Annotated in this window: 19 protein-coding genes, 1 other RNA gene and 1 pseudogene; 14 read left to right on the top strand and 7 right to left on the bottom strand. The window is 43.7% G+C overall.

Translation table 11 applies throughout. The features are described from left to right. Positions 1-2: 2 nt before the first annotated feature. Both AB4298_RS00860 and AB4298_RS00855 read right to left on the bottom strand, forming a co-directional pair. On the bottom strand, positions 3-2,471 hold the full coding sequence (locus AB4298_RS00860; protein WP_371985439.1) for a peptidase associated/transthyretin-like domain-containing protein: 2,469 nt from the start codon (positions 2,469-2,471) through the stop codon (positions 3-5). Further along, positions 2,464-3,918, bottom strand: a complete 1,455-nt coding sequence (locus AB4298_RS00855; protein ID WP_371985438.1) for a glycerophosphodiester phosphodiesterase — start codon at positions 3,916-3,918, stop codon at positions 2,464-2,466. Before AB4298_RS00855 ends, AB4298_RS00860 begins: the two co-directional genes overlap by 8 nt. A gap of 716 nt (positions 3,919-4,634) precedes the next feature. On the opposite strand from AB4298_RS00855, the gene AB4298_RS00850 reads away from it, so the two are divergent. Genes AB4298_RS00850 through AB4298_RS00835 form a run of 4 tightly spaced genes read left to right on the top strand, consistent with a single transcriptional unit; the run spans position 4,635 to position 7,916 of the window. After that, positions 4,635-5,495: a MipA/OmpV family protein gene (locus AB4298_RS00850; RefSeq protein ID WP_371985437.1), complete on the top strand. Its 861-nt coding sequence runs from the start codon at positions 4,635-4,637 to the stop codon at positions 5,493-5,495. A 7-nt stretch (positions 5,496-5,502) separates the two neighbouring features. Then, positions 5,503-5,892, top strand: a complete 390-nt coding sequence (locus tag AB4298_RS00845) for a DUF3019 domain-containing protein (RefSeq protein ID WP_248998966.1) — start codon at positions 5,503-5,505, stop codon at positions 5,890-5,892. Continuing rightward, positions 5,892-6,590, top strand: coding sequence for a response regulator (locus AB4298_RS00840; RefSeq protein ID WP_371985436.1), 699 nt, complete (start codon positions 5,892-5,894; stop codon positions 6,588-6,590). Before AB4298_RS00845 ends, AB4298_RS00840 begins: the two co-directional genes overlap by 1 nt. 33 nt (positions 6,591-6,623) lie before the next feature. Next, positions 6,624-7,916, top strand: coding sequence for an ATP-binding protein (locus AB4298_RS00835; RefSeq protein WP_371985435.1), 1,293 nt, complete (start codon positions 6,624-6,626; stop codon positions 7,914-7,916). A 107-nt stretch (positions 7,917-8,023) separates the two neighbouring features. Here the strand turns inward: AB4298_RS00835 and AB4298_RS00830 are convergent, their stop codons facing one another. Next, entirely contained in the window at positions 8,024-8,479 is a 456-nt protein-coding gene (locus tag AB4298_RS00830) for a CC0125/CC1285 family lipoprotein (RefSeq protein WP_371985434.1), read from the bottom strand. 30 nt (positions 8,480-8,509) lie between these two features. Then, positions 8,510-9,283, bottom strand: a complete 774-nt coding sequence (gene ompV / locus AB4298_RS00825; protein WP_371985433.1) for an outer membrane protein OmpV — start codon at positions 9,281-9,283, stop codon at positions 8,510-8,512. Between the two features lie 311 nt (positions 9,284-9,594). Here ompV and AB4298_RS00820 point away from each other — a divergent pair, with 311 nt between their 5' ends. After that, complete coding sequence (locus AB4298_RS00820) at positions 9,595-9,930, top strand: hypothetical protein (protein WP_371985432.1); 336 nt, start codon at positions 9,595-9,597, stop codon at positions 9,928-9,930. Between the two features lie 226 nt (positions 9,931-10,156). Here the strand turns inward: AB4298_RS00820 and AB4298_RS00815 are convergent, their stop codons facing one another. The 3 genes from AB4298_RS00815 to AB4298_RS00805 form a co-directional block, all read right to left on the bottom strand. After that, positions 10,157-10,339: a hypothetical protein gene (locus tag AB4298_RS00815; protein WP_371985431.1), complete on the bottom strand. Its 183-nt coding sequence runs from the start codon at positions 10,337-10,339 to the stop codon at positions 10,157-10,159. Positions 10,340-10,348: 9 nt separating this feature from the next. After that, positions 10,349-10,530: non-coding RNA, 6S RNA (gene ssrS / locus AB4298_RS00810), on the bottom strand. Positions 10,531-10,624: 94 nt separating this feature from the next. Then, entirely contained in the window at positions 10,625-10,933 is a 309-nt protein-coding gene (locus tag AB4298_RS00805) for a cell division protein ZapA (protein ID WP_248998971.1), read from the bottom strand. A 410-nt stretch (positions 10,934-11,343) separates the two neighbouring features. On the opposite strand from AB4298_RS00805, the gene AB4298_RS00800 reads away from it, so the two are divergent. The 9 genes and pseudogenes from AB4298_RS00800 to AB4298_RS00760 form a co-directional block, all read left to right on the top strand. Then, positions 11,344-11,919: a UPF0149 family protein gene (locus tag AB4298_RS00800; RefSeq protein ID WP_371985430.1), complete on the top strand. Its 576-nt coding sequence runs from the start codon at positions 11,344-11,346 to the stop codon at positions 11,917-11,919. A gap of 96 nt (positions 11,920-12,015) precedes the next feature. Next, positions 12,016-13,284, top strand: coding sequence for a 2-octaprenyl-6-methoxyphenyl hydroxylase (gene ubiH, locus AB4298_RS00795; protein ID WP_371985429.1), 1,269 nt, complete (start codon positions 12,016-12,018; stop codon positions 13,282-13,284). A 122-nt stretch (positions 13,285-13,406) separates the two neighbouring features. Then, on the top strand, positions 13,407-14,627 hold the full coding sequence (locus AB4298_RS00790; RefSeq protein ID WP_371985428.1) for an FAD-dependent oxidoreductase: 1,221 nt from the start codon (positions 13,407-13,409) through the stop codon (positions 14,625-14,627). A 292-nt stretch (positions 14,628-14,919) separates the two neighbouring features. Next, complete coding sequence (gene gcvT, locus AB4298_RS00785) at positions 14,920-16,014, top strand: glycine cleavage system aminomethyltransferase GcvT (RefSeq protein ID WP_371985427.1); 1,095 nt, start codon at positions 14,920-14,922, stop codon at positions 16,012-16,014. A gap of 391 nt (positions 16,015-16,405) precedes the next feature. Further along, entirely contained in the window at positions 16,406-16,795 is a 390-nt protein-coding gene (gene gcvH / locus AB4298_RS00780) for a glycine cleavage system protein GcvH (protein WP_220781231.1), read from the top strand. Between the two features lie 212 nt (positions 16,796-17,007). After that, positions 17,008-19,896 carry an aminomethyl-transferring glycine dehydrogenase gene (gene gcvP, locus AB4298_RS00775; protein ID WP_371985426.1) on the top strand — a complete coding sequence of 963 codons (2,889 nt, stop codon included), beginning with the start codon at positions 17,008-17,010 and terminating at the stop codon, positions 19,894-19,896. A gap of 751 nt (positions 19,897-20,647) precedes the next feature. Continuing rightward, positions 20,648-21,184: a hypothetical protein gene (locus tag AB4298_RS00770; protein ID WP_371985425.1), complete on the top strand. Its 537-nt coding sequence runs from the start codon at positions 20,648-20,650 to the stop codon at positions 21,182-21,184. Between the two features lie 103 nt (positions 21,185-21,287). Then, positions 21,288-22,322, top strand: a complete 1,035-nt coding sequence (locus AB4298_RS00765; RefSeq protein WP_371985424.1) for a DUF4062 domain-containing protein — start codon at positions 21,288-21,290, stop codon at positions 22,320-22,322. A gap of 122 nt (positions 22,323-22,444) precedes the next feature. After that, a pseudogene (locus AB4298_RS00760) lies at positions 22,445-22,603 on the top strand (transposase); the annotation flags it as partial. Between the last annotated feature and the right edge of the window lie 472 nt (positions 22,604-23,075).

Below are 23,075 nucleotides of genomic sequence, written 5' to 3'. Positions count from 1 at the left end.
GGTTATAGCTTAATGGTAAATTGAGTTTTATCGGCTTTTAAATACACCCATTGACGCACATCTTGATGACCCGGAGCACTCACCTTAATATCGTAACCACCAGGTGGCAGTAGCATCCCCGGTTGATATCTTGGTTTAATATTCATCACAGAAACTCTAGCTCCATCAACGTTAGTATTTACCGTTAAAGGCAGTTTCAACGTTGGCTTAGCTGTGCTCTTTTTAGCGCTGTGGTCACTTGAGTCGTGCTCTGGCAGCATGGCTAAATCAAATTGGTTAAGTGGTTCGCTAATCGCATTGAAGCCTTTGGTAATGCTAAAGGTATTGTCAATTGCTGAGCCAATAGGCTGCACCAATGGCTGGGTAACCAACAGCCACTTGAGCGCAAAAGAAATACTGGCCGAATCATTCTTCTCCATCTGCTCAAAGAAGTAGTTCATCGCCGAGTCTTCCATGGTGTACTCATTGCCGCCAATCGACATAGGCACGACAAAAATTGACGCTAAAATGGTCATGGTAATTGCAGGCTTAACGTAAGGTTTTGTGCTCTTTTCTGTTGTCGGTTTAGCTTGCTTAGCTTGTACCAACTCAACGAGTTTCATTGGTAGCTTAAGCACTGTTAGCAGTACTAACGCTAAACTAATCGACATTGAAATAGGTGGGATAATGGTGGCACGTAGCGCCGATTTACCGGTGGCTTCAAATATACCACCATCGGCAAACTCAGCTTTTTGAGCTTCTAGTACATTAAGGTATTCAGTGGTTTTGCGCTGAATATTAGGCTCGATGATTTGCTGCTTAAACTGACGATTATTCCAGTCGGCTAAGGTAGGGTTAACGTATAGGTCACCCATACGTTTGGCAATACGCTGCTGAATATCGCTGTGGCGTTGGAATGCTTTCCAGCTTAGGTTAGGCGGCATATCAGTGTTTTTAGCACGCATGTTTTTGCGCCATTCAATATCGGTTTGTTGGCGAACTTTGCTTGCCACGGCTTTATCGAATGTTCGGCGATCAGTAATAGACCAAGCAGTTGGTAGACTTAGCCCTTTCTGTTTAAGCTTTTTGTTTACCTTAAGGCTAGTGAGTTCATGTACTCTGAAGGTATGCAAAGAGTTGATGCCTAATGGATAGCCTCCTGATTCTTTAATAAAGTCAGGCTCCATTTTTACCATCAGTACATTCTTATAGTGATTCACATCATTGGTATACACCATGCGGTGATCTTTTAAACCTGCATCGCCACCAGTAGCCGCATCAACCGCTTGCATAGCGGTGAATAGACCAAAGGTCATGACACCAGCAATGATTGAGTTGCCAACATTTTCAGAGGTAGAGATCTCTTCACGGATCAGCCAGTCATCAGGCGGTATATACGGAATGCTGTATTTCTTTATCTCGCGGTCATAACCATCTTGTAAGCGCTCAAAACAGCGGTTACGACTGTTACCTTTTTTCTTATCAGCACATTTATTACGACGCTCAAAATAGTCATGGATCTTAGGGGCTATTTTTTGTGCTCGAGATTCCACCCTAGCTTCATAAGCGGTAACGCCTTTTTGATACTTTTCCCAGCCCAGTTTTACTTGGTTTTGGGTATCTAACCAATACTCATCAGAGCGGTCAGGCGCACTGGCTAAAGCGCGATTATATTTGGCAGAACCATCGGCGTATTCTTGATATTTGCCTCTCAACGTTTGACGGAATTCATCATAATCTTGGTAATGGCTATCAAAGCGAGACATGGCTTTATCACGGACAAACTTTTCCATGATCATGCGCTTTTTCTGCGATAGATCATCGACTAGTTTATCGTCGGCATACACTAAACCACCAAATACTGATAAGAAGGTCTTTTCTGTGCCGCTATGGGCTTGGTCTGGGTTGTAATTAATACCTTCAAATTGAATCGACTTTTCGATTAACGCGCTACGTAGGACTTGTGACAAATACGCTTGCTGACGCTCTTCTGGTGTCGAAGCATCAATAATAAAGTGGTCCACTAACCATTTTTGGCCAAAAAATACCGTAGGCCAAACAAGCACGGCAATCAAACAAAAATAGCCAAGCGCACGGCCAACTCTAGCTACGCGTTTGCCGCTAAGTAGCATATCCGCTAGTAGTAAAGTCACGCCAATACCACTAATGGTTCGGCCAAATAACTCAACTGCGCGCAGATCATCATGGCTAGAGTTACGACCTCCGGCCACATCGGTTAATGCAGCATTAAATACCGCTTCAGGGAACAGATAAATAACCGAGCAGATGAACATGGTCATCATCCACCAAAATGGTTTACCGACACTGGCGATCTGCTGCTCTATTTTTTGCTGCTTTTGTTGTTTAGCTGCAGTTGATTGTTGCTTTTTTTGCACCTTCTGTAGCTCTTTTTCTGCAGCCGCCATTTTAATTTGAGTCGGCGCAGAGTTAAGTAAGTCAGTGGCAAATGGGCTGTTTTTTTTATCAGTCATTGTTACTACTTGGTAGGGTTAAAATAATGGTTTTACTATTGGTTTTCTCTATTTCTTCATCGACAATTGTCGGAAAGCCATGAGGGTTACTTGCTGAAGTCTTATTGCTTCTGCTGACTTTCGCTGGCTTAGCCTTGGCTCTAGCAATTGACTTAAGGCCAGAGTTTAACGAGATGTAATAACCCTCTTGCTGGTAGCCAAGCATTTCGTCAAAGCGATCAAAGTCGGCATCAGCAGGCAGCGACGCAATATATTTTCCGGCAGGGGTTAACGGCTGATAACGCTTGTTCGGTACAGAAGCATTAAACAGTTTCTGGCAGATTTTATAAGGTGTGGTGTCGACAATTACACCATCAGGTAGTTTTTTCTTAGCGAGTCGCTTTAACTGGCCTTGATGAAAATCAGTACCGTTAATCGTATAGGTGTAGACTTTCATGCCATAACGGTGCGCGCTATTTAACACACTGGTATTTTGCATAAAGCTGCGAATATCTAAATGCAGGCCTGAGTTTGCGCCAAGCTTATCGCTGATCTTTCTTATACCTGCAGATGACGCATAGTTCTTATAACGAGAACGGTAACGTTTAGTGCCATACTTGCCCGCAAACTCGATGTTCTTTTGGTGATCCAAGTAATAATCATCGTTTTGAGCGCCGCGGCGCAGATCGGCTGTAACCTTATCAACGCTGGTTGGGTGTGCACCTTGAACGAATCCTAAGTAAACGCGTGGGTTAATCCCACGGAGTTTTTCCAGCATTTCCAGATCAGATGCCGAATAATAATAGCCACCCTGACCAATGGTTTGACGCAACATATTGTCTAGCTCAACCAGTTCATGGCCATTAGCTTCAGACTTGATTTCTACGTTTAGCAACTGATCATAAGAGCGATAGGCAGCAAAAGTAGTAAACGCCTCGTATGCAGTAATTGGACGCATATCGAGTAGTTCGTTTGAGCCTTTTTGGCGTAGTTTGAGCTTGGCATATTGCTTACGATTCATGCGCTCAAGTTTGTAGCGCTCACCGGTGTAATACACAGTCGCACGGCCTGTTTGGCTGTCGTGATGGTTAACCCAAGTGCCGTCTTTTAGCTGCATTACATCAATTTCGACACTGTTGTAGTTATCAAAAAGCGCAGATGCAATGGCAAGGTCGCTGCTTTCTGGTAAGCGAAAGTCACCGCGATGTGCAGAAATATCCAGCGGACACTGCGCAATGGACACCATTTTTATATGGCCACTATCGCTGAGGTATAAGTTGCGATCGCCCAAAGTCAGCTGAATATCAACAATATCTTCACCATCAACTTTAGCGTCAAACGGCAGGTGACTTAATGATTGGGGCACAACTTTTGGGGGGATCGGAGGCGCCTCTGGGGTAGATTTACAGCCTGAAAGAGCGATAAAAATGATGAGCAGTAAAGCATAACAGCGAGAAGATTTAAGCATACAACTTGTCATAGTCCCTGAATTACAAGTTATTAATAATTATCGCTTTATACGCGAAAAGATAGTTAAAAACAATGGCGAACTAGAAAAGGCTTGTATGTAACCCTATGATTTTAAAGGGTTCGAACAATAATTAAGTGAGTGACAATTTACATAGTGTGACATATGTTCAATCGTTACAGTGGCTTAAGCTTATTTAGGGATTCATTTAGTAGGCTTGCTGTGACTAATCTCGTTCGAGTTTATTGGCGTTATAGATAAGTGGAATTTAGTTCAAGATGATTTTAGCTATAGGGTTATTGATTGCAATAGCAAGAGACTGACAGCACAAAGATACAAAACGAATTAATCCAAATGACCATTAAAGGCCTATTCATTAGATTTGGCTTTTACATTGGAAATCTTTTGCAATCAATGTAATTGTTTTGTTTGGTAGGTGTGTTTTTGGTGGTTATTGTGCTGGATGGGTCGTTGCGCTGTTGACGGATTGTATAGTATTTTAGAGCCATAAATAGATAGGGTTTAATTACGTAATTTTTGAAGGCTAGCGTATAGCGCTAAAAAGGTTGTGATGACAAGTTAGTCAACTTAACACGCAATTATTTCACTTATTTTGATTATCATTTCAAACGTAGTTTTTACTATTTTTATCAAATTATTAGTTGGTAGCTCATGTTGCTCATTCCTGTTTTAAGTACACCTTGGTTTAACTCATTATGCTAAGGCCTAATTTGGCGGTATGGGTGATCTTGTGCGCATTATGTTGGGGTTTTCCTCGTGCAGTAATAGCCTCTGATATTGCTACCAGTGTGGCTGGTGGAGTCGATGATCGTCTTGCTAATGGCGGTTATTTTGAACTGGGAGCCAGTGTTTATAGTGTTAATAAAGTGGATGTGCGACAAACCGAACATCAAACGCTTGAACCTTCTTTACTCATCAGTGGAATGTATCAGTATAAAGGCCTGTTTGTTGAGATGGTGCATCAGTCTCAAGACGGAATAAATCTGGGTTTTAATTTTTGGAATTCTGAAAACTGGTCATTAGATATTTTAGCGGCAAATTTAAAAACTTCCTGGGCGAGACCTGAGGGGGTTGATCCTGCCATGTTAAGCGAGGCTGGGCGCAATAATTACTTGATGTCAGAAGAGTCGCTATATATTGGTGCAGGCTTCAGGGCTACGCGTTATTGGGACGACCATTACGTATTTCAATACCGGATAGTGAGTGACTATTTTAATGGGCAGGGGATCCAAAGTAGTGCCAGATTAGGTAAATCATGGCAGGTTCGTAATTGGAATTTTCATGCTTTAGCTAGTGTTGAATATTCCTCTTCTACGTTAAACCAGTATCTTTTTGGCGTCACTGATGAAGAAGCAACAGAGCTATTTCCAGCATATAAACCGGGCAACTCATTTAGCTATGGTTTAGAGCTTGGTGTTGCTTATCCAATTAGCGAAAGCTTGGTGTTTCGGGCTATGTATCGTATGAACGTGCTGTCAGATGAAGTGACAGATAGCCCCTTTAATGAGTCTGGTTATGTGTCGTTTTTTAACGCCTCAATCAGCTATGTATTTTAGGTGGCCTATGACTAAGTTGTATCAGTTAGTCGGGCTGCTAATATTTACCTGTCCTGTTAACGTTTTAGCTCAGCAGCCAGTCATTAATTTTACTGCAACGCCGGAGCAATGCGTGGCACTACATAAAGGCCAAACCTGCTATCAAGATGTATTATTCCAGTGGCAAACCCCTGCAACTGGGCGATTCTGTTTAATAGAATCGAAAAATCGGCAACAGTTAACCTGCTGGGATGGCCAATCTTTACAACAATATCAATACAGTTTTGAAAGTGATGCCACCAAGGCATTTAGCTTGATCCGTCACGATGACTTACAGCCATTGGCCGAGGTAAAAGTTACGGTGACATGGGTGTATAAAGCACCTAAGCAAAGTCCGTCTGGCTGGAGGTTGTTTTAATGACATCAACAAAACACATTTTAGTAGTCGAGGACGATACCTCTTTAGCTGAGTGGATAAGCGATTATTTACTTGACCATGGATACAGTATTACAGTTGCTAGCCAAGGGGACTTTGCGCTAACAATGATCGCCGAAGAAGAGCCGGACTTAGTGCTATTAGATGTGATGTTACCGGTTAAAAATGGCTTTGATGTTTGCAAAGAAGCACGTGCTTTTTATACAGGGCCGATTCTATTTATGACCGCTTGCGTTGAAGACGGCGATGAAATTCAGGGCTTGGAAGTCGGCGCAGATGATTATCTCACCAAACCAATTAGACCTCAGGTGATGTTAGCTCGGATCAAAGCACTACTGCGCCGTGCCACCGATGACAATATTAAGCAGCAATTGGTCTTTGACTCCTTAGTACTTAATGCCGTGGCTAAATCAGTTACTATTGAGCAGAAAATTTTGGATTTGAATGCCAATGAGTTTGATGTTTTGTGGTTACTCGCCTCAAAAGTTGGCACTGTGGTGAGTCGTTCAGATTTAATTGCGCAGTTACGCGGTATTGAGTATGACGGCTTTGACCGTTCTGTTGATATTCGGGTATCACGACTTCGTAAAAAACTGCATGAAGCGCAAAACCAGCCTTATAAAATAAAAACGATTCGTGGTAAAGGCTATCTATTTTGCCGTGAAGATGAGAGGCAATAATCCCATGCTTAAATGCGTTGGCAGGGGCGAATTATGAAAAAGCTCATCATCTCTTTAGTGTTAGTTGTGCTTACATCGATAGTTAGCCTTGGTTGGTCAATTAGTGAATTTGCTAGTCTTACCGATCCAAGACCGGATATACCAACGACCAAAGAGCAATTGACTGCGCTAAAGCTAGTTGGCCGTTCATTAGCCCAAAGCTTAGATGATGACAATGTCGATCCGGCTCATTTTATCGATAACTGGAATCAGCAAAACCAAGAGCAACTTTCTTTAATCGATGAGAAGATATTTATCTTACCACCTTCATTAACGATGCAGTTTAAACGTGATGCTGCGTTGCTATTAGAGTCTGATGAAGGGATCTCACTGCATTATCGTTTACCGCTGACCAGCCAAGTACTGAACATCAAGACTCAGCTGGTGTCTCCCGAAGAAACAAATTTTAGTTGGAATAGAATCTACACAATGCTGTTTTATGTGGGTGTAGTGCTGATCTTACTGGTTTGGGTTTCACCATTGATCAGGCAATTAATGCACCTCAGTAAAGCCACTAAAGCCTTTGGTATGGGGCAACTACAGCAACGGATTAAAGTCAGTAAAACCTCTTATATCGGCGCGATTGAAACGGAATTTAACCGTATGGCCGATCGCATTCAGCAGCTAGTGGACGACAATAAGTTGCTTAGCCGCGCCGTCTCCCATGATCTAAAAACGCCCATCGCTAGGCTACGCTTTGGTATTGAAGCGCTAGAAGAAACACAAAACGAACAGCTACGAATTAAGTACTTTCAAAGATTAAACCGCGACTTGGATACCATGGAAGAACTCGTTTCAACCCTATTAAGCTATGCAAGGCTTGATGAAGCAAATATTAAACCTGACTTACAAGTGATTGAGCTAAATAGTTGGCTTAAGCAAAAGCTTGCAGATCATAGCAACATTGCTTATCCGATTGAATATCTAGGAATAGAACAAACAATTAAGGTTAATAGCGACCCAAAATACCTCTCTATGCAGCTGGCTAACTTGCTCAGTAATGCAGAGCGTTTTGGTCGCTCGCAAATTATAGTGAGAGTAGAAGTTGAGCAATATAGGGTATGGTTGCATGTCGAAGATGACGGGCAAGGAATTGATAACGATGAAATCGAACAGATTGTTAAGCCATTTGTTCGTGGTCAACAAAGCCGAGACAATGCCGGCCATGGTATGGGGTTAGCGATTGTTAAACGTATCGGCAGTTGGATGGGAACTGAATTTGTTATTACTCGCTCAAGTGCGCTAGGCGGAGCGAGAATGTCGCTGAGTATAAAGCTCGAAAATTAAATCGCTATTGGATATTAAAAACTAAATATGTTGATTTGCTAGAGCGATACACCTAAGTATCCATCAAATAAAAAAGCGCCAGAATTGGCGCTTTTTTATGTCTGCGATTAACTCTCGGTCGTTAGATGCTGCAAAATGTAGTCGGTATTGTAAATTCTAGACGCCGGAGAGCTAGGCTTGCTCTTAAGTCCCGTAACTTCTACAACAGTAGAGGTCTCTTTATCTATAGTCGAGCTGCCCCACAAAATATCGCTGGTGGTTGCTGCTGCGCCATACTGAGCCACTGAGTCCCGGTTAGTTTGCTCATTGTTAAAGCTAAAGTATGGGTAGCCCGCTTTTTGGCAAAGTTCAGCAGCTTTGAGCATTACATATTTTCGCGTGAGTGCTCGGTCGGTATTGGTGTTGCCCACAAAACTGATCTGCCAGCTATCAGGGGCAATTTGCATAGTTTCAAAGCCTTTACCAAAGGTCCAAAAGCTCTTTTGTGTATCATAAGGCGTGGCACATGCGGCTAACATTACCGCTAGTAATACACCAATGGATAGATTTCTATAATGTTTCATATCACCTCCACTCATAGCGATTTGGATTAATTAAAAGCTGTAGCTAACGCCTAGAGTCGTTACCCATTGATTATTACTGTCAATTAGCGGTGAGTCTGCCATATCAGAAGTCAAACGAGAGTAACCTGTGGCTTGAGTAATATCTAAGTGTTCCGTTACCGGTATGACTAAGGCATAGCCCGCTTTATAGGCAAAAGCCCCATCGCCAGTATAAGCTGCGCGCTCATTTGTGGCATCAGACTTAGATACGCCAGCGTAGTAGTTGACGAAGTCTTTACTGTAATAGTGCACGCCTGCGTAAGGGACAAAATCTGCAAAGCCGATATTCATTGGTTGGTAGTAAGTGATATCAGCTTGATAACCGTCGTAGACACCTGTGACATCATGTTGGAATTTACTCGATAGCGTGCCACGGCCAAGCTTGATATCGGCATTTAAGCCTAAATCACCGCTGATCTTACGGTCTTTCATGCCTTGTAGAATATCGGCATCACTAGCATTAAAGCCTGGGTTTGCGACAACAAAGGCACTTAAGTTTATACCGCTTTCATTGTTGCCCAAAAAACGATAGTTAATGCCTGAAAGATCCGCGTTAAAGTCTTCGCCATGGTAACCACCGTTTACATAGGCGGCAGTCTTATGGTCTTGACCTTTATAAAATTCACTACCGGTTGCAGCACCTGCGCCGACAAAAAATTGGCCTTCATGGCTATAAATATTACCGTTACGAATATAGGTATTGTCTGCTGCAAATGCCGAGTTTGCGAGTAATAGGGTTGAGATAACTAAACAAGTCTTTTTCATAGGATAGTCCTTTTACGTCCTTCAAATATCAGTGGGATAACTATATTTGATGGTGAATTAGGACTCTGTATCCAAATGTAACCTGAGAGTGGAGTTCTATTTTGTGTTAAGTATATAGATGCTCGAAACGTGATCGGCTTCTAATTGCTAAGACATGTGTTTGTTGTGGGTGGTACGCATGTGTATAGTTGTGATGTTAGTTCACTTGTCAAAAAGTTGTATGAGTTTTTTCGCAACTTAACGCAGTGAATATCTCAGGTTTTGGTTACTACATCTCCAAATTTACTTTGACGGATAAATAGGTACTTAGAATGAAAATATCATTATTTTTCATGGCTTTTTGTGGCTTCGGTTTTTCTGTGTTAGCAAGTGAGCAGGACATACCACAAGGCTATGATTGCGAAAACTTAAATGGCCATTTAGATCATCAGATTGCTAGTACACCAGAATGGAAAATTAGAACTAGCCTGAATAATTGGGAAAAGAATAAAGGTGACATGCCTGCTCTTGAAGCGCCTTTAGTTAGTTTTGTTTATCACTTGTGTGAAGAAGATAGGAATTCAGCCCGACAGGTGCAAGACATCGTTTTTGATATTTTGGATCAAGCTGAATTTGAAAGTTGGTCAGCTTCAAATACTCATTACTAAAACTGCTGAAAATCAAATTTCCAATAGGCTTCTTCGAGAGAAAGGCTGCTTAGATTTTAGTTAAAAAAGAGCTCCCCAAATTAGTAGCAAATACTTTTCATAGAAAGTCCGACGGGTCGGTATTACCAATGCGCAGATACAAAAAGCCACCTCAAGTGAAATGGCTTAATGTCGCTTTTTCTTATAAAGAATAATTGCTCCCCCGCACTCTCTTCATTAAGTCTTTTTATAGAAAGTCCGACGGGTCGGTATTACCAATGCGCAGATACAAAAAAGCCACTTCAGATTGAAATGGCTTAATGTAAAAATTAAATTGCTCCCCCCAGTCTTTTTCATAGAAAGTCCGACGGGTCGGTATTACCAATGCACAAATAAAAAAACCACCGTTATTGCTAACGATGGTTTTCATTTAATTAAATTGCTCCCCAGAATACCGACCGCTGGTGTAGCCCTTGAACCGTAGGTTCAAGGCGGGTAAATGAATACCTCCTAAGGCTTCTCGGTACGAGCCGAGCTTGCGCAATGTCAGTAAAACATTCACCCTGGGTTTGTAAGTATCGGCACAGGGACATTACCAGCTAGCGAATATCCCAGGGAGCAAAACTTGTGTTCGTAAACCAGTCGGGTGACTAAAATGGGCTTACGATAAAACTGTTAACACTTGCTTATAAAGCAACTGCGATTATAGCTATTTTTAGTCAGCTTTTGTAGCGCGATCTACCAGCGCATCTTCAAGAGTTGACTGTAGCAAACCGATTTTATCATCCATTTGCTTAATATAATCTTGATTCTTTTGCTGTTCTTCTAACAGCTCATAACCGGTATTTAATGCTGCCATAATGGCAATTTCTTCTCGGCTAATGTTATTAGTACGTGCTTTAAGCGAGGTTAACTGCTTTTCGAGGTTGTTAGCCACATGCCTAAGCGCAGCCTCTCGTCCTTCTGGACAAGCAATAGAGTAGGTACGACCCATAAGGGTAATTTCAATCGCCTTGCTACTCATCCCGAAAACAATCCTAATAACCATGTACTTGAGCGGACTATATCGGTCTCACTAGCAAAGTGCAACACGATCGACGCGCAAACTGATGCAGTTTAGATTAATTGTTGTTTAGATCGCCATTGGCGTACAAACATAGAGCGGATCAGCTTATTCTTTGTTGTTTAAGTGCACCTTTGCAGGGGAAGCCTTTGGGTGTTTGTTCAGAGGAAAGCCATTTGCTTTTACAAAGTAGTATCGAGCGCTAAGTGACGGGATCCGTTTCGGCGTGAATGATTTGCCTTTTTGGTCACGATTGCAGCATTTGTGGTTCATAGCACAAAGTTTTACCGACTTTATGGTGCCGACTATTGGTCGAGTCCGTCACTTCTGCTAGCATGAAGTGAGTAAATATTGTGATTGGAAAATACCTTATGGCTAGCCTACCTACGTTGCAGATGGATAAACTCCTTGCAGCACTAAATGCCGCTGAGATTGGTCAGCACCCTGTAGAAGTTCACGGCGCACTTGTCGGTCTTATTTGTGGTGGTGTTGAGCAAAAAGGCTCGGGCTGGACTCAGCCACTACTTGAGCTGATGAACGACGGCCAAGCACTGCCGAAAGAATTACAAACACTAATTGATGACTTATACCAAGATGCGGTGACGCGTTTGTCAGATACCGACTTTGGCTTTAGCCCAATGCTACCGCAAGAAGAAGAGTCGCTATCAAAACGTGTTGAGGCGTTATCATTGTGGGTACAGAGTTTCCTTACTGGTATCGCGATAATTCAGCCTAAGCTAAACCAAGCGCCGCTAGATGTGCGTGAAGTGATTCAAGACTTATCAGAGATTGCCCAAGTTGAGTTTGATGTGGCTGAAGATGACGAGTCAGAAGCGGCATTGATTGAGTTGATGGAGTTCACCCGCATGGCAGCACTAATGTGCTACGCCGAATTTGGCCCTGCGGTTGATGACGACGAGCCAATTGATGTGGGCGTAATGCACTAACGCCTAGTTAAACCAATCACCGCCATCGCTGTTGCTGCATGGCGGTTTTTGTATCAGTAACACTTCACTTATCTTGTTATTGGACCAATACATTCCATGGCGAATCTTAACCAACACGCTGATATAGCAAGTACCACTGAAATTAATCATGTCGATATTGCCATCGTTGGCGGAGCAATGGCAGGCGCCACCTTGGCGCTAGGTCTAGCTGAATTGGCTAAACAGAGCAGCGCACATCTAAAACAAGCGCCAATTAAAATTGCTCTTATTGAGGCACATAAGCCTAGTAGCGATCACCCAGGTTTTGATGCCCGGTCAATTGCTATCTCTCATGGCTCCATTTTCGAGCTTAAGCAACTTGGACTGTGGCAGCATATAGACGCGCTAGCTGAACCTATCCACAATATTCATATTTCAGAGCGCGGTAACTTCGGTATGACCGAGCTTAACCGCGAGTCGTTGCATTTGCCGTACCTTGGTCAAGTCGTTGAGCTTGAAGCGGTCGGTAACAAGCTATTTAGCTTGCTTGAAAAAAGCGATGTTAGCCTTTATTGCCCTGCCAAGCTGCAAAGCGTAGCAGCGGGTATCGATGCACAATTGCTGACGTTAGCAGATGGTCAGCAGATCTCCGCTAAGTTGCTAATCGCAGCAGATGGGGTTAACTCCAAAGTGCGCCAAGCCTTTAAGCAACCGCTAGAGCAGGTGGACTTTAATCAAACAGCCATAATCGCCAATATTCATACCGAGCAGCCACATAATGGTTGGGCTTATGAGCGCTTTACCCAAACAGGACCTTTAGCCTTATTGCCGATGTCTAATAGCCAAGGCGAGTCGCGCTTGTCTATGGTATGGGCACTTGAGCCTTCTGATGCCGAGCGACTATTAAAAGTGCCTAAGGCAGAGTTTATTAGTGAACTGCAACAGGCCTTTGGCTATCGCGCTGGGCGCTTTACCGATATTGGCGAGCGTTTTAGCTACCCGTTAATGCTGTCGTATATGCCAAGGCCGATTTACCAGCGCACAATCTTTTTAGGTAACGCGGCGCAAACACTGCATCCAATCGCAGGTCAAGGCTTTAACTTGGGGTTACGTGACGTGGTATGTGTACTCGATGTACTTAAGCAAGCATTCGCTAACCCAGAACCTCAAGATATAGGCAGTGTTGCTGTCACGCACGCTTATCTTGAGCGCCGTAAAGCTGACAGGCAGAGCACCATGAACAACATTGAATTTTTAGTGCGCGGTTTTTCTAACGATTATTGGCCATTAGTGATTGGCCGTAATCTTGGGCTACGACTGCTGTCATGGTTTCCGCCATTAAAAGCGCCAGTGGCGCGCCGGGCTATGGGCTGGAACAAAGGTTAATCTTCAGTAGTTACTTCGCCGTATTAAAGTCAAATTAACAATAAACATGCACAATAACGTTTGTCAGTCAGTTCAAGAGCATGTGGTTGGCGTAATCCGCCATATTTGAGTAAGGGTAAAAGATGTTAAGCACACAAACTTATGATGTCGCCATTGTGGGTGGCGGCATGGTTGGGTTAGCAACAGCCATAGGTTTAGCGATGGCAGGCATTAAAGTCGTGGTGATCGATGCGGGGCAGACTCAAGCAGTATCGGGCGAGCCGAAACTAAGAGTCAGCGCGATTAACAAGGCAAGCCAGCAGCTAATTACTAACTTAGGCGCTTGGCCTTACTTGGCTGCCACGCGAGTAAGTCCTTACCAAAAGATGCAAGTGTGGGACAAAGACAGCCTAGGTAAAATTGATTTTGACGCCCACTCACTTAGCGAAACTCATCTTGGTTCGATTATCGAAAACGATGCCATCGCCTTTGCATTGGCCGAGCGAGCAGGGGAGCTTAGCGAGCTTACCTATATTGAAAACACTCGTCTAGAACGTATCGCCTTTGGCGAGCGCGAAGCGTGGTTAACCTTAGATAATGGCGACAGCTTAAGTGCCGCGTTGGTGGTTGCTGCTGATGGCGCCAATTCATGGGTACGCGAGCAGTGTAAGATCCCGATGACTTTTTGGGATTATAACCATCACGCCATTGTAGCTACGATCCGCACCGAGCTGCCTCATGGCGCAACCGCCAGACAAGTATTCGACAAAGAGGGGCCACTTGCCTTCTTACCGCTATATGAAAAAGATCTGTGTTCTATCGTCTGGTCAGTGTCACCAGAAAAAGCCGAGCAACTATTAGCATTAGATAAAGTGGCATTTGAGCGTGCATTAACTGCCGCCTTTGATGGCCGCTTAGGCATGTGTAGCCTTGAAAGTGATCGCCAATCGTTCCCACTACGTATGCGTTATGCGCGTCACTTTGCACGACCACGTTTGGTGTTGGCAGGCGATGCGGCCCACACTATTCACCCGCTAGCGGGCCAAGGGGTTAACTTAGGCTTCCTTGACGCCGCTGCGATTGTTGAAGCGGTAACTGAGCTTAAACAGCAAGGTAAAGACATTGGCGACTATAAGCACCTGCGTGATTTAGAGCGCTGGCGTAAAGCCGAGGCGCTGGAGATGATCGCCGCAATGGAAGGCTTTAAAAGGCTATTTCAAGGTACTAACCCAGTGACTAAAGCGATTCGCGATTTAGGCTTAAATATCGTCGACAATTTTGCGCCATTGAAAACACTGTTTATTCAACAGGCGTTAGGTAACAAGAAGAATCTGCCTAAGCTGTGCAAACGCAGCGAAGACTAACAATTAACAATCATTAGCTCGATCTAAATAAGCCTTTAATTTCATAGTCTTGTTTGGAGTTTATTTGCTGGTGAAGATTTTTTGTGAATTATTTACATTTTTGCAATAAGAAAAACTAATCCAAAAACTGTTCGGATTAGAAAATTCTTTTGTATACAAAGTGACGACTCAAGGTATAATTTCGCCGCATTTTAATGCGATGACATAAATCTGGTGCCAGTACCCTACACAAGCACACTCTATTTGTGCCGGCATCAGAAGCAGACTAAAAGACCCCAAAGAAGGGATAAAAATGGCTAACAAAACTGTACTTTTTAACAAGCATCTAGAATCAAACGGCAAGATGGTAGATTTCCACGGTTGGGATATGCCACTTAACTACGGTTCACAAATCGAAGAGCATCACGCAGTGCGTCAAGACGCAGGTATGTTCGACGTGTCCCACATGACAGTAGTCGACGTGATTGGTGATGACGCTTGTGCCTTTTTACGTAAATTGCTAGCCAACGATGTCGCTAAGCTTAAAGTACCAGGTAAGGCGCTATACGGCGGAATGCTTGACCATAACGGCGGCGTTATCGACGACCTTATCACTTATTACCTATCAGATACTGAGTACCGCATTGTGGTTAACTCAGCCACCCGTGAAAAAGACCTCGCGTGGATCAACGAGCAAGTTCAAGGCTTCAGCGTTGAAGTCACCGAGCGTCCAGAGCTGGCGATGATCGCCGTACAAGGCCCTAACGCTAAAGCAAAAGCGGCAACGGTATTTAACGCAGAGCAAAACGCAGCAATCGAAGGCATGAAGCCATTCTTTGGTATGCAGTCAGGTTCACTATTTATTGCCACTACTGGTTATACCGGCGAAACCGGTTACGAAGTGATTGTGCCAGAATCTGAAGCTGAGGCACTATGGCAAGCATTCTTAGAGGCTGGCATTCGTCCATGTGGTCTAGGTGCACGTGATACGCTACGTCTTGAAGCAGGCATGAACCTTTACGGCCTAGATATGGACGAAAGCGTTAACCCACTAGCAGCCAACATGGGCTGGACAGTTGCGTGGGAGCCAGCGGAACGTGACTTTAACGGTCGCCAAGCGCTAGAAAAGATTAAAGCAGAAGGCACAGACAAACTGGTTGGCTTAATCATGGACGCTAAAGGCGTTATCCGTCACGGCATGTCAGTATTCTTTACCGACAGCGACGGCGTTGAGCAACAAGGCACGATTACCAGTGGTACATTCTCACCAACTTTAGGTTACTCAATCGCAATGGCGCGTGTACCTAATACCATTGGTGATGTGGCTGAAGTGGAAATGCGTAAGAAGCGCGTAGCAGTTAAAGTTATCGCACCGTCGTTTGTGCGCAATGGTAAGCAAGCATTCTAATTTTTCTGGGTTAATGCTGGTGATTTGAATCTACTTTGTTGTCGCCAGTGCTCATTGATACTTATCAACTGCGCGCTGGCTCCTAAAACTAGAATCAAATTCCTGCGCCTTAACCTCAGAAAATGGTTTGGCGAATATAAAACTTATTCGCTTTATCAAGATAGAGCAAAATTGACGATTTCATCTATTTTTAGCTAACGCTTAAATAAAGCGTAAAACAGATAGATTTGCGCGGTTGAACAAGAGCAATGTCGCAAACCTCAAAAACTAGATGAAATCACTGCACTTATGATGTAAAAAAGGTGCAAAAATTGATATAAGCCTAAACAGGCAAATCAGTGTAACGTCTTATTAAATACAGAATTAGAACATCGAATAAGGATTTAGACCAATGAGCAATATCCCAGCTGAACTTAAATATGCTTCTTCTCACGAGTGGATCCGTAAAGAAGAAGACGGTAGCTACACAGTCGGTATCAGTGAGCACGCTCAAGAGCTTTTGGGTGACATGGTGTTCGTTGAGCTACCAGAAGTTGGCGACGACGTTAACGCGGGTGAAGACTGCGCAGTAGCAGAGTCTGTTAAAGCGGCATCAGACATCTACGCACCACTATCTGGCGAAGTGATTGCAGTAAACGAAGCATTGGAAGATTCTCCAGAGCTAGTTAACAGCGACGCATTCGGCGACGGTTGGTTCTTCCGCGTAATGCCAACAGACCTCGCTGAACTAGACAACTTGCTTGATGCCGAAGGTTATCAAGCAGTTATCGACGAAGAATAAGCGTCGATGACGAACAAAGCCCCAACTCATCGCTGAGTGGGGCTTTGTTCGTTTTATGGCTTATACCCTTGTAAATAGTCAGGGCAATAACGCCAAATGGCAGAGTTCAACAAGCTAAATGCTGCCAAACAACAATCGAATTCTAAACTAAAGAGACCGGTAGCTCCTCCCCCCTACAGGTAGGATACTGGCAAATAGGAACTAGGTTACCCATGACCACTGAAACCCTTACGCAACTAGAGCAGCACGAATTATTTATTCGTCGTCACATCGGCCCAGGTGCTGAGCATCAGCAAGAGATGCTAAACTTTGTTGGTGCTGAGTCATTAGATGACTTAACCGCGCAAATCGTGCCAGGTGCTATTTTACTTAACCGTGATCTTTTAGTCGGCGACTCATGTGGCGAAGCTGAAGGTCTAGCCTATATCCGCAAAATTGCTGATAAAAACCAAGTATTCAAAAGCTACATTGGTATGGGTTACCACGGTACTGAAGTACCAAGCGTCATTCAGCGTAACGTATTAGAAAATCCGGGTTGGTACACAGCGTACACCCCTTACCAGCCTGAGATTGCTCAAGGTCGCCTTGAAGCGATTCTTAACTTCCAGCAGCTGTCTATGGATCTAACCGGTCTAGACTTAGCATCTGCATCACTACTTGATGAAGCAACCGCTGCTGCCGAAGCAATGGCGCTATCTAAGCGTGTTTCTAAAGCTAAAAAAGCTAACATCTACTTTGTGGCAGATGATGTGTTCCCACAAACTATCGACGTGATTAAAACCCGCGCTGAGTGTTTTGGTTTTGAAGTTATCGTCGGCCCTGCTGAAGATGCTGTTAACTACGAGCTATTTGGTGCCTTGTTCCAGTACACCAACGTACACGGTGAAATCGTTGATCACAGCGAGCTATTTGCCAAGCTGCACGAGAAAAAAGCATTAGTCTCAGTTGCTGCTGATATGATGTCGCTAGTGGTACTTAAGTCGCCAGGTTCAATGGGCGCAGACGTGGTATTTGGTAACTCACAGCGCTTTGGTGTGCCAATGGGCTTTGGTGGTCCACACGCTGCTTTCTTTGTGACGCGTGACGCACATAAGCGTTCACTACCGGGTCGTATTATCGGTGTATCACAAGATACTCGCGGTAACCGCGCACTGCGTATGGCTATGCAAACGCGTGAGCAACATATCCGCCGCGAAAAAGCCAACTCAAACATTTGTACTGCGCAGGTGCTACTTGCCAACATGGCATCGTTCTACGCGGTATACCACGGCCCACAAGGTCTTAAAACCATTGCAGAGCGCATTCACCGCCTAACGGATATCGTAGCTGCTGGCTTGACAGCAAAAGGCGTTGAGCTAGTTAACAGCACTTGGTTCGATACCTTATCAATTAAAGGCTTAGATGTTGCCGCTGTTAAAGCGCGCGCGGTTGAAGCGGGTCTAAACCTACGTATCGACAGCGACGGCATTGTCGGTTTGAGCTTAGCTGAAACCACTACTCGCAGCGATGTTGCTGAGCTATTTGACGTGATCCTTGGCGCTGACCATGGCTTAGATGTTGCTGCACTTGATAGTGACATTATTGCTAACGGCAGCCAGTCAATTCCATCAGAGCTACTACGTACTGATGCAATCTTGACGCACCCAACGTTTAATCGCTACCACAGCGAAACAGAGATGATGCGTTACATCAAGCGTTTAGAAAGCAAAGATTTAGCCCTAAACCACTCAATGATCTCGCTTGGCTCATGCACCATGAAGCTAAACGCGGCAACTGAGATGGCGCCAATCACATGGCCTGAGTTTGGTAACATGCACCCGTTCTGCCCAACAGAGCAAGCAGCAGGTTACACTCAGCTACTTGAAGAGCTATCAGCATGGCTTGTTGATATCACAGGTTACGACGCAGTATCGCTACAGCCAAACTCTGGCGCACAGGGCGAGTACGCAGGTCTACTGGCGATTAAGCAATACCATGAGTCACGCGGAGACGCGCACAGAAACATCTGTCTCATTCCACAATCTGCCCACGGTACTAACCCAGCATCAGCGCAGCTTGCAGGCATGAAAATCGTCGTTACCGCCTGTGATAAAGCCGGCAACATCGATATGGATGACCTAAAGGCGAAAGCGGCTGAAGTGGCTGATAACCTATCTTGCATCATGGTCACTTACCCATCGACTCACGGTGTGTATGAAGAAGGCATTGGTGAGATCTGTGAAGTTATTCACCAGCACGGTGGTCAGGTTTACCTAGACGGCGCCAACATGAACGCACAGGTTGGCCTTACATCACCAGGCTTTATCGGCGCAGACGTGTCGCACCTTAACCTACACAAAACCTTTGCTATTCCACATGGCGGCGGTGGACCAGGTATGGGCCCAATCGGTGTTAAAAAGCACCTAGCGCCTTTCCTATCGGGTCACAGTGTCATTAAGCACGGCTTAGATTCAGACAACAACGGCGCAGTATCAGCAGCACCATTTGGTAGCGCAGGGATTCTGCCAATCACTTGGATGTACATTAAGCTGCTAGGTAAAAAAGGCCTACGTCAGTCAACACAAGTAGCGCTACTAAACGCTAACTACGTGATGAAGAAGCTTTCAGCTCATTACCCAGTGCTTTACTCTGGCCGAAATGATCGCGTTGCGCACGAGTGCATCATCGATTTACGCCCGCTTAAAGAAGCATCTGGCGTGACTGAGATGGATATTGCTAAGCGTCTAAACGACTACGGCTTTCACGCGCCAACCATGAGCTTCCCTGTTGCAGGTACGCTAATGATTGAGCCGACAGAATCAGAGTCTAAAGTTGAGCTAGACAGATTCATCGAGGCAATGGTGTCTATCCGCGGCGAAATAGCTAAGGTAGAAGCAGGTGAGTGGCCAGTGGATAACAACCCACTGCACAACGCACCGCACACACTAGCAGACATTATGGATCCTGCGTTTGATGAGCGTCCATATAGCCGTGAAGAAGCCGTGTTCCCAACTGCAGCAGTTAAGGCTAATAAGTTCTGGCCAACGGTTAATCGTATTGATGATGTGTTTGGTGATCGTAATCTGATGTGTTCTTGTGCACCAGTCTCTGACTACGAATAATTGCTGCTTGGGCTTGCTACTGCGGCGTTGAACCTCGGCTCCAGTCCTCATTGACTGGAGTCAACTCCGGGCTAGAGCCTTCGGTTCGCCTAGCATTAGCATCGCCAGCGACGCAATTATGGCTTTGGTGAATTTATTAAGCTGAAGTTTTGATATTAAAAAGCGAACCGATTGGTTCGCTTTTTTGTTGGGGAGAAAAGCAAGTTTTCGCAGATCTCGAAATAAAGAGTTTGACTGGAGTCAACTCCGCGGCGAAAACGACAAACTTCATTGTCTTATCTGCGCCAGCGACGCAATTATGTAAAACGCACCCCTAGTGGTGCGTTTTTTATTGGGCGTATAAAGGCAAATTTTCGCTCATCTCGAAATAAAGAGTTTGATTGGATTCTACTCCGCGGCGAAAACCATCGGCTTCCTTGTCTTATCATCGGCAGTAACGCCATTACGTAAAACGCACCCTTAGTGGTGCGTTTTTTATTGGCTTACTTGTCTTATCAGCGGCAGTAACGTCATTTAGGTACCCGTGAGCTTAGTTGGTGCTGGTGGTTATTGAGATAAAAAAAGCAACTTTTGGGTCGCTTCTGTTGGGGGGGGAAAGTTATTCTGTCCCATTTATTTTTTCGCTTTAAAAATAACCATTTGTACTAACTTTAATTGAGTTTTTCGCATAAGCTCTCACACTGAAAATAATCAGCTATTCGTGTAAGCGCAAACAGTGATATACATGTTTTTTTTAGTTTAGGTAGTTTGTATGAAAAATTGGGTTTACCTTTTGTCGATTGTTGTAACCATTTTTGTTCTGTTTTTGGGAATACTGCTATTAATTCCAAGCCAAATGAGTTCATTTGTTGGAGGATTGGCAGGTGCGTTGGGAGGGAGTCTAATTGCTGTGTATGCTGCGTTTTACGCTCATCATTCAGTTACCATGTATGAAAAGAGAACGAAAGCTGCTGATTTAGCTGATTTATTAATACTGTGGGTTAATGAAGACGATAAGATGAGCAGTGAATCAAAAGTAAGACTTGAATCAGTTTCTGCTCAAGCAATGTTATGGTTACCTAGTGATTTATATAAACAAATCGCCGCATTGTTAACTCACAATTTTGATGAGCTTGAAACACTAAGTCATTTTGATAAATCTCGTAGTGATTATTCTGATGATAATCAATATAAAGACGTTATGGTTGATCTTATGTTAACTAAAATTAAGTTGTTTCTGGAGGGAAAGGCATATTCAACAGTTGTGTCATCATGTTTGAAACAACGTGTAAAATGGTTTATTAGTTAATAGCTTAACCCAACCGTAGCCCCCCATGATAAATGGTCGCTTCAACTCGCAAGTCGTACGGCATTTTTGTTAGAAAAGTATCACACTAAAAAGGATTTACAAATTGGCCATCCCCCGAGTCTTCATTAGCTCCACTTGTTACGATTTAAAGCACATCAGAGAAAACCTAAAATACTTCGTTAAAACGATCGGCTATGAGCCTGTGTTGTCTGATGACGGTGATGTTTACTATGGTGTTGATCAGCACACCCATGATGCTTGCTTAAAAGAAGTTGAAACCTGCCAGCTATTCATACTGATCATTGGTGGGCGTTATGGCGGTGAGCACAAAGACAAAGAAGGCTCTATTACTAACAACGAATACAGAGAAGCTATTAAGAACAATATCCCTGTTTTTGCTTTAGTTGAAAGCGCTGTCCATTCAGATCACCATACCTACTTAACTAATAAGAAAACCAACCCTGATATCTTTGAGCAGATCAATTATCCGAGCATCGATAACATAAAAATATTTGGTTTCGTTGATGAAGTTAGAAAGAATAGCCTTAACAACGCTATTGTGCCATTTAATGATTTCTCTGACATGGAAAGTTACTTAAAGAAGCAGTGGGCAGGAATGATGTACGATCTCCTAGCTGAAAGGTCTCGGAATGACAGTGCAAAAGTTACTAATAGGTTAATTGATGACTTAACCATTGCCACTAAAAAATCAGAAGAACTGATTAAAGTATTGCTTAGAATGACTAATACAGAGCAGCTAGAAGTTGAGGATAAAATTACTAAGATTGAGTTATTAGCTAAGGCCAGAAGTTTTCCAAATTTGATAGAAACTTTGTTTGATTCGCTAAGCTTTTCAGCTTGGACTGTTGACGATCTTCCTGACCCAACTGAAAAAGTTCATTGGTATGACTTTTTACTTGCAACAAATGATTTCGAGATAACTAAAGATGTGGAAGATGGTAAAGAAACTTATTACTTATTCGACAAAGTGAGTACTTACATTGAACTTGGAGCTGAAATTGATGCAAAGAAAGACGAGCCTATGTTTCGTGAAATCCAATCAGCATATGATGCCTTGAAACAAGTTTCTCCTGATATAAAGAAAACAATATTTGAAGAGTTAATATTTAACTTTTAGACAGCCAACCATAGACCCCCATAGTTAATGGCAAACCAAAAACAACCATAGACAGCCATAGTTAATGGCATGTTTGTAGACCTCTTACTAAGCTTTAGTTATTGCTGAAGTAAGAGGTTGTTATGCCCCGTCCTAGAAGTACACTCATTAGCTTGGAAGACACGCCGTATTACCACTGCTGTAGTCGCGTGGTTCGGCGTGCCTTTTTGTGCGGTGATGATAAATACACAGGTAAGAATTATGACCATCGTCGAGGTTGGGTTGGAGCGCAAATTCTCGAATAAGTGGGGTCACGAATAAGTGCGAATAAGTGGGGTCAGAGTCTGACGGATCCCCACGAATTTAATACATTTAATAGCATGCTTGTGGTTCACGCATTAACCCCTTTAGTGTCTTAAGTGCTATCAGCCAATGCGATTTCAACAGCTTCAAGCACCTATCTTTGTATGCTCTCAAACCGATAAATTGATTAACGCCAACCATAGACACCCATCGTTAATGGCATGTTTGTAGATCTCTCAAAACAACCATAGACAGCCATAGTTAATGGCATGTTTGTAGACCTCTTACTAAGCTTTAGTTATTGCTGAAGTAGGAGGTTGTTATGCCCCGTCCTAGAAGTACACTCATTAGCTTGGAAGACACGCCGTGATAAGTGGGGTCAGAGTAAACTTTATGCTGTTGGCTTTGTTGGCCGCCCCATTTTCTGTGGTCTCATGTTTGTGTTTGTTAGTTTTTCAATTTCATCTTTAA

Source organism: Shewanella sp. 10N.261.52.F9, assembly GCF_041471165.1.
Classification (GTDB): Bacteria; Pseudomonadota; Gammaproteobacteria; order Enterobacterales; family Shewanellaceae; genus Shewanella; species Shewanella marinintestina.
The sequence above is the reverse complement of the archived record's forward strand: the minus strand, read 5'-3'. Positions and strand labels throughout refer to the sequence as shown.